Genomic DNA, 15,530 nt, shown 5'->3' with positions numbered 1-15,530 from the left:
GCCTTCTCTTTTAGGTTGCAGATATCAAACAGATGTTGGGTGCAGCACCCCATGCATCTCGTTTATTTGATCATTCCTTTATCCTTAAGCCTGTCCCGAGCCGACTTTTTCACCTCTTCCTCCTCCGCTGCTTCAGGTTCGGTTGTTTCCGCTGTCTTATCCTCTTTTGTGTCCTCTTCTGAGTCGGTTAAATCTTCAACAAACTCTTTCCCTTTTTTAAAAACTTTTTCGAGATTCTCTTTTTTGGTACTATCCTGCGCAAAAATAAGGGCAGATGCTACATAAGTACCCACAAGGGTACCCACTATAGCAGAGGCAAAATACTGGATATAAAACGCATTAATAGGTGTGACAAAACTTACCACCGATGCGGCAATTACAAAAAGCAGCGTTATCCATACCAATCTCATCAGAAAGGGTTGCTCATGAACAAAGCCTTTATTGTTATCGGACTTCATTTGCAGCTTTTTGGAATGGGTTATTTTATTGGCCAATCTGTATAAGCTGTTGCTTCTGGATTCTCTCCAAAACCATATGATGCCAAAAAGTATGGCGAGTACAAATACTATAATTTCAAGTGTCATCTCTTAAATCTTTTAATTGTTCTTCAGGATGCATTCTATTACCCATTCCCTGTAGTCGGGATCCCAGTTTACGTATTCTCTGTAAAACTGTTCTTTGTCATACCAATACAGATGCAAAGGATCATTAGGCATTATCTTGGTCAGCAATTTCCAAACGAGCTCCCTGTCTTCTATTTCCAGGGAGGTATGTGGTTGATGAAGTGATTTCAAGTATTGTTCATCCACATAGTCTTCTATTTTCAGGCTTTTATCCACAATAAATTTCTGGAAATATATTTCTACTCCTGCTATTTTCTTTTGTGTCTCAATATCTAGCTGATTCAAGTATTTTTTAGAAAGAAAATGGCTGTCCAGGATCTCTTTTAGTGAATGTTCCTTTTTTTCTAAGTACTGAATAAATCTGTGATTTTTTATGCGCTTATATCTGGTGCTTTTCGCAGCTTTTTTCAGATTTTTCTCAAGAATCAAATGTTTGACAAGCGTTTCCATAAGTTCATCATGACGTATGTGATAGATGAGTACATCATGCGCAGTATCCTGAATTGCTCCTTTAAAAACTTTCTCATCCTCGAAAACCAGGATGGGTTTTATAAACTCTTTTAAAATAAATACTCCCCCAAATGCGCGGGTGTAAAATGATCCTACTTCATGAAGTATTGGTTCAAAATTCAATTTCCGTTTACGGAGGTCTCCATAAGTCGTGGCGGTTTGTAAGAGTTCTTTGTGAATTTCCCGGTTAATGAAATTATTCTTATCCCTGAATAAAGCAACCAATGCCTGTTGTTCTTGCTGCTTTTTATAGAGATCTTTAAGCACTTTAAATTTAACTTCGATCTGATTGTATCTTAAAAGGTCGAAGGGTTCAAATAAAGAATCAATATCCTGATCCAGGTGCGCAATAAGGGCAGCATCCTTTGTGACATCCCTGATCTCTGTCGGATAGACAGAAAAAATCGTTTTCATCACATCTTTGTCAAAACTATGAGACGGCATATGCACCGCCAGATCTTTCTGGCGGGGGGTTATGATAATTGCATTTACATTGGCCGGACCATTGTTGAGATAAAAGTTATTTTTCTTTTCAAGCGCAATTTCCGGACTCCAGCCCATCCCGTCAATTGAAAAGGTTTTTAATTTAGTAGCTCCCACGCCCAAAAGCTCAAGGCATTCGTTATAACGCCTTGCCAGGGAGCCGGTCAGGGCCACCATTCCTCCTCCAAATAATCCTGCTGCCCTAAGTTTTTCCATGTTTACTGCGCTTCCGAATTAAATTTTTTCTGAGCTTCCTGCTGCACGTTCATATCGTGTATGCGTTGATCTACTTTTCGTTTAAAATCAGTATCGGCAATAGTTGCTACATTATCCAGATACCGCACTGTTTCCTGCTTTCTTATATCCGAAAAATTGAGTCCTTTCATATTGGCCTTCATGAGTTCTTTCAACATTGAAAGTTTGGTGTCATAATCTTTCTTAAAATACAATTCCCCATTATCAAACCAATCTTGTGGCAAATCAAAGTCGGTTAATCTAAGCGATACTGCGCTTTGAATATTGCGGATATCCCTGGAGGAAAAAAATGGAAATTCCTTCTGAATATTTTTAAACAGTGCAGCAAAAAAGAGATGTTCTGTTGTTTTGTGGTTAGCTTCTGTTTCCTCATAAATCTCCAAAACACGCTCTTCGGTAGGTTTCTCGGAAGTATTCAATATTTCACCTAGATTTTTAGCCAGTCCCTGTTCACTTAGAAATTCATATTTCTCCGGTTTTTTCATGTTCACGAAATCGGGCATAGTGGTATCAAACTTGCGCCACCATAAATAATCCTGATCAATAAAATCAGGAATGGTCCTTGCACCATCTATTTTAAACCTTCCCTGAACTCTGGAAATAACCGCCTTATCAAGCATCTCTGGCAGATTTGTAAACAATCCTATCGCACTATTGCCATAATTAATGGCATAAGCTCCTTCCGTATACCTCAAGAATACCCCAATAACTTCCTTTACTCCGGCCGAAACCCCCTGTGCAGTCCTTTCCTGTAGATTGTTCTCTGCATCATCAATCGGAGCAAAAATTAGTTTGCCGGGATCTTGCAGGGGTTTCATCCACTGTACCATTTTTTCTGCAGACCCTCCCTGAAAGGTTGAAATAAGCGTATCTGGCATTGGATGGAATAAAAATGGAATTTCCAGGTGATCACAATGTTCTTTTAGTCGGGTAGCAATAGCAGCGATCAGCATACTTTTACCGGTTCCAGGGATCCCATAACCCATAAATACCGGCATAAAGCCTCCCAATTCTAGAAACGGATTTTGTTTTGCCGCAAAGTCGTAACTAAGCATTCTTTCCGTGAGTCTTCGCGCAAAATGTTTGGCATCGCGGTTACCGACAATTTCCTCAAATTGAATTTTATTGAATTCTACGCTTTTTGCAGTTCCTTCAAATACATTTTCCCAGCCAGAAACGGCAAAGTCACTTTTTTCGAGCTTATAACTACGATCGGTAATAGTTTCAGTGTATTCCAGAGCGCTAATCCGCAGTTGAATCTCGTCTATAATGGCTTCAAAAAAGACTACAGTAAAATCTACCACGTCCCTATCTGAGGTTATAATTTCAGGATGATTCAGATATTTATCATAATAGAATAAAAGACAGGAAATCCCTTTAAGAGGTGACATAAAAGAGAGTTCTGGTATCCCTGCAAATTTGTTTTTCATTACGCTCAGGTCGTCAGACGCCACAGGTTTAAGATCATACAATATGCGATATGCCGTACCATGCAGCATAAATGCAGTAGCCGTATGCAATTTAGAATCGTATTCTCTTCTATGGGCATTATCCAGAACCGACTTTCTTTCATTTAGTGAAGAAAGGCCGGAAGCATCATAATAGCTATCCTTAAGCCAAATTCCCATGGTAAGCCCCTCCTGAAGTGCATAAAGTGCACGATTTAGGTGTAATGGGATAGCGACCGAATCTGGTAATAGTCGCTTTTTTAAAGAAAGTATGGTTTTGGAAACAGAGATTACCTCTTTAGCGGCCGTGCCATTGGCCTTAGACAGATAAAGTAAAATAGAATCGTCTTTCTGATCTTTATTCCGTCTTTTTGCCTTTCCACCTTGCTCCCATTGCACGCCCTTGAGGTAAGAAGTAGCTTCATTTCTCAGGGCCTGTAGTTCAGATAGTTTTATAGGAAAGGTACTATTGTGTTCCATTTATATGAGTTTTAAAGAAGGAATTTCTATAGGTTCCCCGGATAAACCTCTAAGGGTTTCCGGAATATTGTCATAAAGAGATTGCATCACTCTATGTGAAGTAAACAAATATTTTCTGGGTTTTGAGGCTTCCCATAACTGAAGGTATTGCTTTCTGAAAAAGCTTCCCTCCGCAAAGTCTCCGGTAGAAATCACTTCATCCACAGAAAGTGAGATGGCGTAAGATCCCAGGTCTAATACCTTATTGGCTATAGCCTTTAATAAGGCATGTGTCACTTGCAATTCGTCTTTGGCAAAAACATTATGAAGAGGCCCCAAATCTATCTTTTTCAGTCTGTTAGGCCATAAATTGGGTAATTTTTTATCTATGGCATATGCCATCATATCAAGACTCATATCTCGGTCTGCCGTCTTCCGAAGCACTTCATAAATCTTGGGTTTGTACTCCGCAACGCTCTCATCGTGAAGATCAAAATACATATAACAAATAAATGGGCGGTTATAGGTTACATCATAAAAAGACCAACTCACCATATATTGGGCAAAATCCTCTTCAACTTTAATTATTTTTCCCTGAACAAAACGTTTAAAAATAAACTGCTGGTCTACCGATGAATAATATACAAGGGAGGCGGCCTGGTGCAGTTTCCGATCAGGTATTGGTTGCTTATCCCTTAAAAGTGTATGAAGAAATTCCTCTTTAATTTTATCAATATCCGGCAATTTGCTCATATGTTCTTTCTTCAATTCCAGATCGTTGTACAGGTAGCGAAATTCAAGATAGTTTGGAAACCCGGATTCTGTAAGGTCAATCCTCATTTTCTCCTCGTCATTAAAGAGGTATTTTATTCTGAAAGCCTCCAGAGAGTAAGTAAGTAATTCGCAATATTGGGTAATCAGGGTGGTTTCAAGTTCATTGCAAATCTTTTCCTTAGCAATACTGTGCACCAGTTGCTTAAAAGCGTGTTTCACTATCTGAAAATAGGCCTTGTACTGTTCTTTAGTCTCAAGAACAGCACTATCAAAAGGTGTTACAATTTGGTTTAAGGCCATTATATTAAAGTTAAGAAAACATTGGCGCCAACGCATGTCGGCCTATTAGCAATGATAAAAGTAAATGCCATTTCGCTGTTAATTGAAAGCGAATTGATCTTTAAATAATTAACTAAGCAGATCATCTTCTGCTGGTGGAGCTGGTGCTTCGGGTTCTCCTGGGCTTTCCTCAGGACCGGTATTACCATCTGTTGCGTAATACTCCTCGAAGATCTCTTTCATATCGATACCATACCGATTAGCAAAATCTTTTTGTATTTCCGCATCCTTCATTCTAATTTCCTGCAGAGATTCTGCATAACTGGAGTATACCCCCTGCATCACTTTTTCATGTACCGGAATATTATCCATCATTTCCTGACGGGCCTTAGCACTTGCAGTATGCATAGCAGCAAGCGTCTGTCCAATATGTTCATCCGTTTTAACTCCCAGATGCTCCAAAATGGCTGCAAATTCCTGATCCGTTCTTGCTTTTAAGGCAATTACATAGCCGTCATAATATTTTAACCGTTCATCAGTATCACTTTTTAATTTTGCCCTATGAGATTGCAGGTTGCTTCTTAAGGAAGTCAGTACCTTAATGGTTAAATTATGTTTGTGGACAAAACTATCCTTGCTGGCTGCAAGGGTGGTATAGGCATTCTTTAGTCCTTCCAGTTCCTCTACTTTTTGCTCTATGGTAGTAACTTTTCCAATTGCCTCAGAATAGGCAGCAGACTGCTTATCGGCGATCTCCTCCAATTCCTGCCGCGCCTGCTTTAGCAACGCATACTGTTCCTCTAACTTATCTTCTGTTTCTTTCTTCTTCTCCAGAGCCCGGGTGTGGTTTTTACTGGCTTCAACAATGGCCACCTGCAACTTGTCCTCTACCTCTTTGATTTCCACCTCCCTGTTCTTCAGGCGGCCAACTGCTGCCTGACTTTTATATGAAAGTTCGTTTAACAAGGTTTGAACATCTGCCGATTCTATGCGTTGTTGAAACATTTGTTTGGCCTTCAGATCTGCACCATCCCTGACTTTCTGTGCAGCGGCCAGTTCTACCTGACGCTTTTTAATTTTGGATTTGCGGCCCCAGAGGTTGTTCCACCAATTGTCTTTCACCTTTTCGGCCTCGTCTAATTCAGACTTGGCCCTGTTCAATCCTTTTTCGGCATCATCTATCACCTTTTGCTCAGCGGCATTCAGGGTAGAAAATTTTTCAAAAATTATGCCTACTTCATCCTGATAATCAGTAAGGTCTTTTATCGCCTCTAATAGGGAGGTTCTATCTTTCTCTGCCATCCCCACAACATCATCAAGGGTCGCATTTAATATTTTTTGACGCATTTCCGGATCGTCCTCCTGAGCCAGCTTAGACTTCATTTGGTCAACGGTCTTGCCCCAGTTCACCTCTACTTTTTCCTGCTCAGAGGAAGAATCGGTTTCTAATAAATCAAATTCATCGGACATAATAAAGTCAATTTTTAAGGGTTAAGTGTTTCTTGTAATAGTATTTCAATTTCGGTAAAAATCTTGAGTAATAAAATGGAATGCAGAAAAGCTTTAATAGTAGGTATAGAAAATTCCAAAAATGTTACGTTTTTTGATGGATTCTTTTGAAATTTTACCCTGTTTTGCTTATTAATGCCTCAATGTTTTCGGGAGTTTCCCTAAAAACTGTGATAATAGGCATCGCACAAAACAGAAAGCCGGAACAGGACCATAAATTTCATTATTTTTACATGTAAATTAAGTAGTATGCGACGAATATTGATTGCCGTGATACTTCTTTTTGTGCAATTTTCTATTGCTCAGAATGTAGTATGTTCAGAAGAAGACAAGCTGGCATTTGAATTAAAGACAAAAGAAATTAAGGGCTTGTCAGATAATGACTTTGGGAAAACCATTATTGATGTCGGCAAAACTTTTTTGGGGACGCCCTATGTAGCGAAAACCCTTGAAATAGGAGAAAAAGAATCACTGGTGATTAACTTACAGGGGCTGGATTGTACAACATATGTTGAAAACGTGCTGGCCTTTAGTATCTTATTGCGGAGTGAAAATTTTGATTTTGATACTTTTACAACCACCCTCGAAAAGATCCGCTATGAGGATGGCAAGTTAGCGGGCTATTCATCGCGCTTGCATTATTTTTCCCAGTGGATAGCCAACAATGAAAAAAAGGGGCTTCTAAAAAATATTACCGCTGAGATTGGTGGAAAAGAAATCACTAAAGAGATCAATTTTATGAGCTCTCATAGAGATCTTTATCCCTTCCTGGCAAATGATGACAATTTCAAAAAAATTAAAAAATCAGAGGATTATCTCAATAGCCAGCCGATATGTGTTTTAGCTCAGGATGCAATTGCTGCTAATGAAGAAAAAATGCAATCCGGAGACATCATTGCCCTGACTACCTCCATTAAAGGCCTTGATATCACCCATACAGGATTTGCCATATTGGAGAAAGACGGTCGTATTCACCTGCTTCATGCCTCCTCATCAGGACAAGTAGAAATCTCTGAATTGCCCCTCGCAGACTATTTAAAAAAGATTAAAAACAATAGCGGCATTATGGTGGCGCGTCCCTATTAAAATTAGCTACAAACTAGCGTCCTAAACAATAATTTATCCCGCCGAGAAGATGTTTGCGAAACGCCGGATCATCGTAAGCTTCCTTAGTATGGCCCAGGCCAGTATAGAAAGCCTTGCCTCCGTCAAATTCATGGTACCATGCAATAGGGTGATTTTCGCCGTTTTCTCCACCATTATAGCTGCTTTCATCTAATTTCATGATCACCTTAATAGCAGGATTGATATTCTTGTAATTATACCATTCATCAAAATGCATCCAGCTTGTATCTAAGTGTGCCGTGGCCGGATGTTTTTTGTCTACCACCTCTATCCTGGCCTTTTGTTGTTTGGGATGACTCTTGAAATAGGCTCCTACTAATTTGCCATACCAAGGCCATTCGTATTCCGTATCAGCGGCAGCATGAATCCCCATATAACTTCCCCCATCGTTAATGTATTGCTTAAAAGCAGCTTCCTGCTCCTGACCTAAAACATCCTGAGTGGTACTTAAAAAAATCACTAGTTTGTATTTCTTTAAGTTTTCTGAAGTGAAATACAAGGAGTCCTCAGTTTGCAAAACCTGAAAGTCGTTCTCTTTTCCCAGCTCCTTTAAAGTTGCCACTCCTTTTTCAATAGATTTATGACGATAACCGTTGGTGGCCGTAAATACAAGGACCTGATCAGTGTAATTCAGGTCTCCCGAAAAAGGATGCGGTGACAGCCCCTCTGGCATGTCTCCGGCATATACGGCACATAGACCAATTGCAATAAGGATTATTAGTTTAAGTTTCATATTATAAATTTTATGTTGATTTTATTCTCCATGGTGGATCTTTTCTGTTTTTCCCTGCATAATATAAGATAATCTGGTTCTGGTCCGGATCTTTTAGTCTGGCTTCTCGCCACAACCAACTTTTATCGCTAGGCAGTTCATCAATTTCAATGCCTTTGCGCATCAATTTGCCAACGGTCTCATCCACATCTTCGCATTCAAAATACAGGTATATACCTTCCCCTTCGGGAAGTTTTTCAACCAAATGAACAGAGAAAGTGGATGCTCCCAGGGGGCATTCGAAACGAAGATAGTTTGGCAGCGCTTTAACGATGAGTTTCAGCCCTAATTTTTGATAAAAATCACTGGCCTGGTCCAGGTCTAGTGATGGAATTGTAACTTGATTAAGATTCATTTTATTGGTAGATCGAGAAGGTTAAATATCGGCATTTTAAGATGATTATTACATTAATTTGCCAGGGACATCAAATATTTTTTAGGCGTTGTCCCGTATTTCTTTTTAAATGCTGTTATAAAATGACTAGCAGTACTATATCCAATTTTTAAACCAACTTCATTAACATTGTACTTGTTAGTTTCCAGCATTTTCCTGGCATAATCCATCTTATAGTCGAATAAAAAGCTAAAAACAGAATCCCCGTATACCTGTTTAAAACCCTCCTTTAGTTTCTTTATCGGCAAGCGTATTTCTTCTGATAATTCCGTAAGTGTTGGCGGCTCTGCCATCCTCGAAATCATAATTTCCTTGGCCTGCCTTATGCGTTTAATATTTTCTTCATCTACCAGGAAAGGGCATTGTTCAACATCCAATTCTTCACTCCTGTTAAAATAGAGGGAAAGCAGTTCGTATATCTTCCCTTTTATATACAAAGACTTTACTGAAGGATGTAAATTGTAATTCATAAGCTGACTAAGTATTACCGCTATGGCAGGTGATACTGCCTCCTGAGAATAATACTTTTTATCCCTATTATCTACACTGAGAAATGGGATATAATCTGCCTCCTTAGAAAACAAAGAGTGAAATTTATGAATGGTCATAACTATGGAAACCATCCAGGAATTACCCCCTAGTTCCATGTTGAGGGGAAGGTCTAACTGAGTGTTATACAATAACAAAGAATTTTCTTCGGTAACATCCAGGGCGTATCTTCCTTCATTAAAAATAAATTTTGCATTCCCTTTCAGGCAAAAATGAAACTGTATATAGGAGCTATCAATATGACGGGTAATTTTCCTGGTCTTAACGCCTTCATTCTGAATCTTTAAAACATAAAATCCTTCCTCAATAAAAACCTCCCTAAAAGAACCTTCAGCGTTATTTTTTTTGTCCAATGACTCTGTCATTTTGTGTATTTTATTTAGAAGCGTTCTAAATAGATTCTTAGACACCCCAAGTATTTCCTATAAAAATAATAGTTTTCAGTATAAAACTATCGATTTAAGGTCAAAAATACCCTAAACGACATAATTTGTTCCGCTAGCGTTATTTTTAACTAAGGTATGCTTCTATTTTTGTTCGAGATTCACCTGAATTAAATGCAGCGCTACCATATATCTAAACATAACTCGTTCTACACCATTGGTCTGAACTACAAAAAGGCCGATGCTAATATCAGGGGTAAATTCAGTATTGACGATGCTTCGTGCCAAAAACTATTGCTACAAGCTAAGGCCAGCGACATAGATGGGCTTCTGGTTACCTCCACCTGCAACAGAACAGAATTACACGGTTTCGCAGCGCATCCTTATCAATTAATTAAATTGTTATGTGACAACACTAAAGGAAGTGTTGAGGAATTTCAGGAGGTCGCCTATATTTATAAAAATAATGAAGCTATCAGCCATCTGTTCAGAGTAGGAACTGGTTTAGACAGTCAGATCCTGGGTGATTTTGAAATAATCAGTCAGTTGAAAAGAAGTTTCTACCGCTCCAAAAAGGTTGGCTTGGCAAATCCTTTTATAGAAAGATTGTGCAATTCTGTAATCCAGGCAAGCAAACGCATTAAAACAGAAACAGAAATTTCCAGTGGCGCCACATCAGTAGCCTTTGCATCCGTTCAATATATTTTAAAGAATATCCCGGATATCTCCGAAAAGAACATTTTGCTTTTTGGAACCGGTAAAATTGGAAGAAATACCTGTGAAAATTTAATCAAGCACACCAAGAATTCGCATATTACTTTGATCAACAGAACAAAGGACAGGGCTGAAAGAATTGCAGGAAAATTTAATTTGGTAGTAAAAGATTACGGGGATCTGCAAACGGAGATCCGAACTACAGATGTTTTAATTGTTGCAACTGGAGCTCAATCCCCTACCATCTCCAAAGATCTGGTATATCCAAAAAAACCTTTGCTGATTCTGGATCTTTCTGTTCCCAAAAACGTTTCAGATGATGTTGCGGATCTGGATAATGTTTCTCTGGTTCATTTGGACCAACTATCTCAGATGACCGATGCTACCCTCGAGAGAAGGAAGCAATTTATCCCTCAGGCAGAGCTTATAATTGAAGAAGTATTGGCAGAATTTATTCAATGGCTCGAAACCAGGAAGTTTGCTCCGGTCATCAAAGCGCTAAAAAAGAAGCTAAAAACCATGAAAGATGCTGAGCTGAATTACCAATCCAAAAAGATATCAGATTTCAATTCAGAGCAAGCCGATGTGGTTACAGATCGCATCATCCAAAAAATAACAAGGCAATTTGCCAATCACCTTAAAGAATCTGATATCGATGCTGATACCAGTTTGGAATTAATACAAAAGGTTTTTCAACTACAAGTAGAGACCAAATGAGCCAGGTTATTCGTATTGGCACACGCGATAGCGAATTAGCGTTATGGCAGGCAAAGACTGTAAGCAACCAACTGGAATACCTGGGACACAAAACGGCACTTATCCCTATTAAATCTGCCGGAGATCTGGATCTGGAACAACCCCTTCACGAATTGGGAATTACGGGAGTCTTTACCAAGGCTCTGGATATTGCCATGCTAAGAGGAGAGATAGATATCGCGGTACATTCCTTTAAAGATGTCCCTACTTCACTACCCAAAGGTATGGTCCAGGCTGCAGTACTTAAGCGCGGAAATTCTAATGATTTTTTAATTTTCAAAGACAATGAGGAGTTCCTGGCGCATGAATCCGCAACTATAGCGACCGGAAGTTTACGTCGAAAGGCACAATGGTTAAACAGATATCCCACACACAGTATTGTTGCTCTTAGGGGAAATGTAAATACCCGTTTAAAAAAGTTGAAGGAGCACGATTGGAACGGGGCAATATTTGCCGCAGCCGGACTGGAGCGAATTGGGTTAAAGCCTAAGAACGCCGTATCTCTGGGCTGGATGATTCCGGCCCCGGCTCAGGGTGCCATTATGATTGCCGCAATGGAGGATAACAATTTCGTAAGAGAAGCGTGTTCTGAATTAAATGATGAGGACACTTCGCTTTGTACATCAATTGAACGAGAATTCCTGAAATTACTCGAAGGCGGATGCACGGCACCCATTGGTGCTTTGGCCTATATTAAACAGGAAGAGGTCTATTTTAAAGGCGTGCTGTTAAGTTTAGATGGCACCCAAAAGATTGAAGTTACCAGGACTGCCCCTCTGGGGAAGCATCAACATATTGCAAAAGAGTGCGCCGCCATTGTATTTAAACGAGGTGGGAAGCGCGTAATGAACGAATTACAAGGAGTAAAAAAAACATTCCAGGTGTACTCCACAAAAAAACTTACAGCAGAACAATTACATCTTTTCGGCGATGGTATCAGCGTAGGTGGTGATGATTTCATTCAGATCAATCACAACAGGATTTCTGCACAGTTACTTAATTCCGAGATTGAGAATGTGGTCCTTAGCAGCAAAAAAGCTGTAGATGCTTTAGTCTTTAGCAGCGATCCCAGGAAGTTGAAATTCAAGAATATTTATTGCGTTGGAAGAAAAACCAAACGGCTCGTAGAGCGAAAAATTGGGAAGGTAAAACATACGGAGAATAATGCTAAACTTTTGGCAGAATACCTTCTTAGCCATTTGGAAGGAAAGGAGATTACATTTTTCTGTAGCGATCAACGCCTGAATGACCTCCCGGATATACTTTCGGAAAATGGGATAATAGTTAATGAAGTTCAAGCTTATCAAACAAGATATTCCCCTTCAAAGGTGGATGAAGAAACACAGGGCGTTCTCTTTTTTAGTCCCTCTGCGGTAAAGAGCTATTTGTTAAAAAATAGTCCGGATAAAATTGCCTTTTGCATAGGAGATACTACCGCCTCTGAGGCCAATAAACATTTTAAAGAAGTACAAACAGCCAAATTCCCCGCTATTGATGCAGTGGCGGAATTGGTTAATTCCCATTATAAGGTGGGAGCTTAATATAGTTATGTCACAAACATTAGAAAGTAATAAAACTACATTGAAAAACGATTTATTTCTCAGAGCTTTAAAAGGGGCAACCGTAGAGCGCCCTCCCGTATGGATGATGCGACAGGCCGGCCGATATCTTCCGGAATTTATGGAGATTCGGGAAAAATATGATTTCTTCACCCGATGTCAGACTCCTGAACTTGCATCTGAGATCACCGTACAACCTATACGGAGATTTGGAATGGACGCAGCAATATTATTTAGTGATATCCTGGTAATTCCACAGGCAATGAATATTGAGGTGCAGATGAAGCCCAATTTTGGTCCTTATTTGCCCAACCCAATCAGGTCTCAGCAAGATGTGGATAATGTAATTATTCCCCAGGTAGAGCAAAGCCTGGATTATGTAATGCAGGCCATAACAATGACGAAGGAAAAACTAAATAATGAAATCCCGTTAATTGGTTTTGCCGGATCTCCATGGACCATTTTATGTTACTGCGTACAAGGACAGGGAAGTAAAACCTTTGATAAGGCCAAGGCATTTTGTTTTACTCAACCAGAGGCTGCGCATCAATTGTTGCAAAAAATCACAGACACCACAATAGCTTACCTTAAGGCTAAAATAGGAGCAGGAGTAAACGCTGTACAGGTGTTCGACTCCTGGGGGGGAATGCTTTCTCCTGTAGATTATCAGGAATTTTCCTGGTATTACATTCAGCAGATAATCGATGCCCTTAAAGAAGAGGCACCTGTAATTGTCTTTGGAAAAGGCTGTTGGTTTGCCTTGGGCGAAATGGCTAATTCCGGGGCAGCTGCTTTAGGGGTAGATTGGACATGTTCTGCCGCAAACGCCCGTTATTTAAGTGGAGGTAAAATTACGCTGCAAGGAAATTTTGACCCGGCAAGGCTACTCTCTCCGCCGGAAAAAATTAAAAAAATGGTCAAGAAAATGATCGACGAATTTGGAAAAGACCGATATATTGCCAACCTGGGGCACGGAATATTACCAAATATTCCCGTAGAAAATGCCCGTGCATTTGTTGATGCAGTCAAAGAATATAAAATGTAGAGGTGTTCTGATGCCTTCGAAATGTCTTAATTAGAAAATTTAAAATGTCCGAAATTAAAGACAAGTTTTACAACTACATTCAAAAGCTGCAAAACGCCATTACTGAGCGTCTGGAACTAGCAGATGGTTCGGCTACCTTTAAGGAAGATGTCTGGTTACGCCCTGAAGGCGGTGGCGGCAAGTCGCGTGTTATAGAGAACGGTCGTGTGTTTGAAAAAGGAGGTGTGAATATTTCTGCCGTACACGGAGAATTACCCCAGAGTATGCAGTCCTATTTTGGCGTGGAAGAGGCCAATTTCTACGCCTGTGGCCTAAGTCTGGTAATACACCCTCTAAGCCCTATGGTGCCCACTGTTCATGCCAACTGGCGGTATTTCGAAATGTATAATAAGGACGGGAAGATTGTGGATCAGTGGTTTGGCGGCGGACAGGATTTAACTCCTTATTACTTATTTGAAGAAGATGCGCGCCATTTTCATGAGGTTTGTAAGCGCGGTTGTGACAATCATCATCCCGAATTCTATTCGAAATACAAGGAAAAATGCGATGAATATTTCTGGAATTCACATAGAGATGAAGCGCGGGGGGTTGGAGGACTCTTCTTTGATTATTGCAAAGCCACTGATAAAATGTCAATGCAAGACTGGTACAACTTTGTTACAGAAATAGGGGATAGTTTTTTAGAGGCATATCTCCCTATTGTAGACAAAAGAAAAGATATGGATTACAATGATGAACAGAGAACATGGCAGGAAATCCGGAGAGGGCGGTATGTTGAATTTAATCTGGTTCATGACAAAGGCACTCTATTTGGACTGAAAACAAATGGAAGGATAGAAAGCATCCTAATGAGCCTCCCTCCTCATGTACAATGGAAGTACAACCATAAGCCAGATGAAGAGAGTCCTGAAGCACAGTTATTGGAAGTATTAAAGCATCCCAAAAGATGGGCGTAAAATGCTTTGGTACAGTACTTCTATTATTGTTTTGCTGTGCAGGCAACTCCCAGAGCGATCCTGATTATATAAGAGCTTTTCCAGAAAAGTTTACGGTCAGGCTGGGGCTGCAAAGTACCTTCAACAGTTTTGCTTTCACCGATACAGCCGATAATTCAGTTTTAGAGATCGTTCCTAATGATAAGACCTATCTCGGTGCTTCATTCCTTTTCAGATCTGTGGAGATAGACCTTGGGTTTGCGCCTAATTTTTTGGCTGAGAACAAAGACAATGAAGGTTCCCGGTTATTTACCCTGAACTTCAGAATGTTTTTGGGAAAATGGATGCAAACATTAGATTTCTACAACCAGAAAGGTTTTTTTCTAACAGACAGGAATAATACCATCCCGCTTCCAGAAATGACCTCTCTTAAAATTGGAGGCACTACGGGCTATATACTCAATGACAAATTCTCGTTTCGGGCCATTGGTTTTCAGAACGAATGGCAAAAAAAAAGTGCTGGGAGTTTTATCCCTAGGTTTACTTTTTATTATACTAAACTGGATCTCCATGATGAGACTCCGGAAAGTTCAACTAACTCCTATGATATCGCTATAGGACCAGGGTACTATTACAATTGGGTCATTAAAAAGCATTTTATTTTTTCCCTGGGTGCGACCTTGGGGTATGGTATTAATATTACCCGTTCGGATTTCACCACAACTTCAACTTCTCTAACCCAATTGTTATTCAGAAATGCTATAGGATATAATTCTGAGCGCTTCTTTATCGGCGTCAATACCAGTGCACAGATCTTACAGTATAAAACAGACCCCACGAATATTCAGGACGACATTATTTTCTTCGGCGAGCTTTACCTGGGGTATCGCTTTAATGCCCCAAAATCCTGGATAGATAAAGCAGATAAATTTAATCGTAAATTTGGGTTGGACTAATT

The 15,530-nt window shown here is 39.8% G+C and carries 14 protein-coding genes; 6 read left to right on the top strand and 8 right to left on the bottom strand.

The annotated features are described in order from the left end of the window. Nucleotides 1–62: 62 nt before the first annotated feature. The 5 genes from J1G40_RS08935 to J1G40_RS08915 all read right to left on the bottom strand — a co-directional run bounded on the left by J1G40_RS08935 (nt 63) and on the right by J1G40_RS08915 (nt 6,301). Nucleotides 63–584, bottom strand: a complete 522-nt coding sequence (locus J1G40_RS08935; protein WP_265242283.1) for a hypothetical protein — start codon at nt 582–584, stop codon at nt 63–65. A gap of 12 nt (nt 585–596) precedes the next feature. Continuing rightward, on the bottom strand, nt 597–1,832 hold the full coding sequence (locus tag J1G40_RS08930) for a DUF6638 family protein (RefSeq protein WP_265242282.1): 1,236 nt from the start codon (nt 1,830–1,832) through the stop codon (nt 597–599). A 2-nt stretch (nt 1,833–1,834) separates the two neighbouring features. Next, the gene (locus J1G40_RS08925; protein ID WP_265242281.1) at nt 1,835–3,799 is read right to left on the bottom strand and encodes an ATP-binding protein; all 1,965 of its coding nucleotides are present in this window, start codon (nt 3,797–3,799) and stop codon (nt 1,835–1,837) included. Further along, on the bottom strand, nt 3,800–4,852 hold the full coding sequence (locus J1G40_RS08920; protein ID WP_265242280.1) for a hypothetical protein: 1,053 nt from the start codon (nt 4,850–4,852) through the stop codon (nt 3,800–3,802). Between the two features lie 108 nt (nt 4,853–4,960). Continuing rightward, nucleotides 4,961–6,301: a microtubule-binding protein gene (locus J1G40_RS08915; protein ID WP_265242279.1), complete on the bottom strand. Its 1,341-nt coding sequence runs from the start codon at nt 6,299–6,301 to the stop codon at nt 4,961–4,963. A gap of 288 nt (nt 6,302–6,589) precedes the next feature. Here J1G40_RS08915 and J1G40_RS08910 point away from each other — a divergent pair, with 288 nt between their 5' ends. Further along, the gene (locus J1G40_RS08910) at nt 6,590–7,426 is read left to right on the top strand and encodes a DUF1460 domain-containing protein (RefSeq protein WP_265242278.1); all 837 of its coding nucleotides are present in this window, start codon (nt 6,590–6,592) and stop codon (nt 7,424–7,426) included. 13 nt (nt 7,427–7,439) lie between these two features. On the opposite strand, the gene J1G40_RS08905 is transcribed toward J1G40_RS08910, so the two are convergent. Genes J1G40_RS08905 through J1G40_RS08895 form a run of 3 tightly spaced genes read right to left on the bottom strand, consistent with a single transcriptional unit; the run spans nt 7,440 to nt 9,545 of the window. Further along, nucleotides 7,440–8,198 (bottom strand): ThuA domain-containing protein, encoded by a 759-nt coding sequence (locus tag J1G40_RS08905; protein WP_265242277.1) that lies wholly within the window; start codon nt 8,196–8,198, stop codon nt 7,440–7,442. 10 nt (nt 8,199–8,208) lie between these two features. Next, complete coding sequence (locus J1G40_RS08900) at nt 8,209–8,592, bottom strand: VOC family protein (RefSeq protein WP_265242276.1); 384 nt, start codon at nt 8,590–8,592, stop codon at nt 8,209–8,211. Nucleotides 8,593–8,645: 53 nt separating this feature from the next. Then, the gene (locus tag J1G40_RS08895; RefSeq protein ID WP_265242275.1) at nt 8,646–9,545 is read right to left on the bottom strand and encodes a helix-turn-helix transcriptional regulator; all 900 of its coding nucleotides are present in this window, start codon (nt 9,543–9,545) and stop codon (nt 8,646–8,648) included. Nucleotides 9,546–9,737: 192 nt separating this feature from the next. On the opposite strand from J1G40_RS08895, the gene hemA reads away from it, so the two are divergent. Genes hemA through J1G40_RS08870 form a run of 5 tightly spaced genes read left to right on the top strand, consistent with a single transcriptional unit; the run spans nt 9,738 to nt 15,528 of the window. Then, a complete protein-coding gene (hemA, locus tag J1G40_RS08890; RefSeq protein ID WP_265242274.1) occupies nt 9,738–10,994 on the top strand; it encodes a glutamyl-tRNA reductase in 1,257 nt (418 codons plus the stop codon). After that, entirely contained in the window at nt 10,991–12,574 is a 1,584-nt protein-coding gene (gene hemC, locus J1G40_RS08885) for a hydroxymethylbilane synthase (RefSeq protein ID WP_265242273.1), read from the top strand. The genes hemA and hemC overlap by 4 nt, the downstream gene beginning before the upstream one ends. 7 nt (nt 12,575–12,581) lie before the next feature. Beyond that, nucleotides 12,582–13,637: a uroporphyrinogen decarboxylase gene (gene hemE, locus J1G40_RS08880; RefSeq protein WP_265242272.1), complete on the top strand. Its 1,056-nt coding sequence runs from the start codon at nt 12,582–12,584 to the stop codon at nt 13,635–13,637. A 53-nt stretch (nt 13,638–13,690) separates the two neighbouring features. Continuing rightward, nucleotides 13,691–14,593: an oxygen-dependent coproporphyrinogen oxidase gene (gene hemF / locus J1G40_RS08875; RefSeq protein ID WP_265242413.1), complete on the top strand. Its 903-nt coding sequence runs from the start codon at nt 13,691–13,693 to the stop codon at nt 14,591–14,593. Continuing rightward, the gene (locus tag J1G40_RS08870; protein WP_265242271.1) at nt 14,584–15,528 is read left to right on the top strand and encodes a DUF4421 domain-containing protein; all 945 of its coding nucleotides are present in this window, start codon (nt 14,584–14,586) and stop codon (nt 15,526–15,528) included. The genes hemF and J1G40_RS08870 overlap by 10 nt, the downstream gene beginning before the upstream one ends. Nucleotides 15,529–15,530 lie beyond the last annotated feature (2 nt).

The sequence above is a fragment of the Muriicola sp. Z0-33 genome, from assembly GCF_026126425.1.
Taxonomy (GTDB): domain Bacteria; phylum Bacteroidota; class Bacteroidia; order Flavobacteriales; family Flavobacteriaceae; genus JAFMPW01.
This window is presented reverse-complemented; position numbering and strand designations above follow the sequence as displayed.

Bases quoted from the DNA above. Each gene is read 5' to 3' on its own strand.
- J1G40_RS08935 (WP_265242283.1), bottom strand. From the start codon at position 584: ATGACACTTGAAATTATAGTATTTGTACTCGCCATACTTTTTGGCATC.
- J1G40_RS08930 (WP_265242282.1), bottom strand. From the start codon at position 1,832: ATGGAAAAACTTAGGGCAGCAGGATTATTTGGAGGAGGAATGGTGGCC.
- J1G40_RS08925 (WP_265242281.1), bottom strand. From the start codon at position 3,799: ATGGAACACAATAGTACCTTTCCTATAAAACTATCTGAACTACAGGCC.
- J1G40_RS08920 (WP_265242280.1), bottom strand. From the start codon at position 4,852: ATGGCCTTAAACCAAATTGTAACACCTTTTGATAGTGCTGTTCTTGAG.
- J1G40_RS08915 (WP_265242279.1), bottom strand. From the start codon at position 6,301: ATGTCCGATGAATTTGATTTATTAGAAACCGATTCTTCCTCTGAGCAG.
- J1G40_RS08910 (WP_265242278.1), top strand. From the start codon at position 6,590: ATGCGACGAATATTGATTGCCGTGATACTTCTTTTTGTGCAATTTTCT.
- J1G40_RS08905 (WP_265242277.1), bottom strand. From the start codon at position 8,198: ATGAAACTTAAACTAATAATCCTTATTGCAATTGGTCTATGTGCCGTA.
- J1G40_RS08900 (WP_265242276.1), bottom strand. From the start codon at position 8,592: ATGAATCTTAATCAAGTTACAATTCCATCACTAGACCTGGACCAGGCC.
- J1G40_RS08895 (WP_265242275.1), bottom strand. From the start codon at position 9,545: ATGACAGAGTCATTGGACAAAAAAAATAACGCTGAAGGTTCTTTTAGG.
- hemA (WP_265242274.1), top strand. From the start codon at position 9,738: ATGCAGCGCTACCATATATCTAAACATAACTCGTTCTACACCATTGGT.
- hemC (WP_265242273.1), top strand. From the start codon at position 10,991: ATGAGCCAGGTTATTCGTATTGGCACACGCGATAGCGAATTAGCGTTA.
- hemE (WP_265242272.1), top strand. From the start codon at position 12,582: ATGTCACAAACATTAGAAAGTAATAAAACTACATTGAAAAACGATTTA.
- J1G40_RS08870 (WP_265242271.1), top strand. From the start codon at position 14,584: ATGGGCGTAAAATGCTTTGGTACAGTACTTCTATTATTGTTTTGCTGT.